Source organism: Nonomuraea sp. NPDC004580 (genome assembly GCF_040609855.1).
Classification (GTDB): domain Bacteria; phylum Actinomycetota; class Actinomycetes; order Streptosporangiales; family Streptosporangiaceae; genus Nonomuraea; species Nonomuraea salmonea.
This window is the reverse complement of sequence record NZ_JBEXLH010000147.1, coordinates 1-1235: the sequence shown is the minus strand read 5'-3', so window position 1 is coordinate 1235 and position 1235 is coordinate 1. Positions and strand designations below refer to the sequence as shown.

The following is a 1235-nucleotide window of genomic DNA, read 5'->3' as shown; positions in this document are numbered from 1 at the left end:
CCCAAGGGACCACGGGCGAGACGTCCGACCTACCATGCGGACAATCGTAACGAAAGAGCCGCGTCCCGACATTTATCAATATACGGCGAAAGAGTATGTGCAACTCGACCGGAGAATGGTCCGGCGCCGGCCGAGGCGGGCAGCAGGGCGGTCGGCTATGAGGTGGGCAGCAGGGCCGCGAGCTTGCGCAGCGAGCGGCGGGCCACGGCGTTCACCAGCGGCCGGATGAACGGCCAGGCCGCCACGCCGAGCGGCCCGAACGGCAGCAGCAGCTCCTCCGCCCACACCACCCGGCTGCCGTCACCTTCGGGCCGCACCCGGATGGCGCCGCGCCCGCGCACCACCCGCCCGGTGTGATCGACCCGCATCAGGAACGGCGGCTGCCAGTGCGTGATCGTCATCGTGTCGAGGAACCCGAACGGCCGCAGGCCGGTGTACGCCTCCAGCCCGTCCTCGCCCACCCGCCGCGCGGTCGTCATGAACATCCACTCCGGATGCCGCGGCCAGTCGGTGATCAGCGCGAACACCTGCTCAGGCGGCGCCGGGACATGGGCGGCGGCGGCGGCGTGGACGGCTCTCACCCTCCAGCACCTACCCGCTGACGACCGGCTGAGCCGCGACCCGCGCGCGGCTGTGGCGGACGAACGCCCGCACCGCCGGCAGCCGGGCGTGCTCGCGCAGCCAGACCAGCCGCAACGGCACCGGCTCCTTGTCGGCCAGCGGCAGGGTGACGGTGCCGGGCTGCTCGTCGAAGCCCTGCGCCGAGGGCGGGCACAGCACGACGGCCTGCCCCAGCCGGACCACCGCGAACAGCTGCATCCCGTCGCTCACCTCGGGCCCAGGCCGACCGGGGAAGCCCTCCGGCCACAGCTCCGGCGTCATCATCTGCAGGTTGCCGCCCTGCCAGCGCAGCACCGGCTCGTCGGCCAGGTCGGCCGTGGTGAGCGAAGAACGCCCGGCCAGCCGGTGGTTCGCCGACAGCATGACGTGCACCTGGTCGAGCAGCAGCAGCACGCCGTCCATGGTGGCGGGGTCGGGCGCGGCGCGCAGCAGCGCCAGATCGGCCGCGCCGGAGCGCAGCCGGTCGAGCTGGTCGGCGGCGTTGCCCACGACCGCCTGCGCCGGCACCGCGGGATCGCCGTCGTTGAAGGAGCGCACCAGGTCGTCCATCAGCGGGGCGTTGCAGCCGGACGCCGTCACCGTCAGCGCGGACGGGCCGCCGCCGGTGCGCCGGG

The 1235-nt window shown here is 73.5% G+C and carries 2 protein-coding genes; both read right to left on the bottom strand.

Annotated features, from left to right (window positions below; all coding sequences use genetic code 11):
• Window positions 1–155: 155 nt before the first annotated feature.
• Window positions 156–581 (bottom strand): SRPBCC family protein, encoded by a 426-nt coding sequence (locus ABZW11_RS46245; protein ID WP_355432934.1) that lies wholly within the window; start codon window positions 579–581, stop codon window positions 156–158.
• Window positions 582–591: 10 nt separating this feature from the next.
• The coding region (locus ABZW11_RS46240; protein WP_355432932.1) for a substrate-binding domain-containing protein at window positions 592–1235 on the bottom strand (644 nt) is incomplete at its 5' end.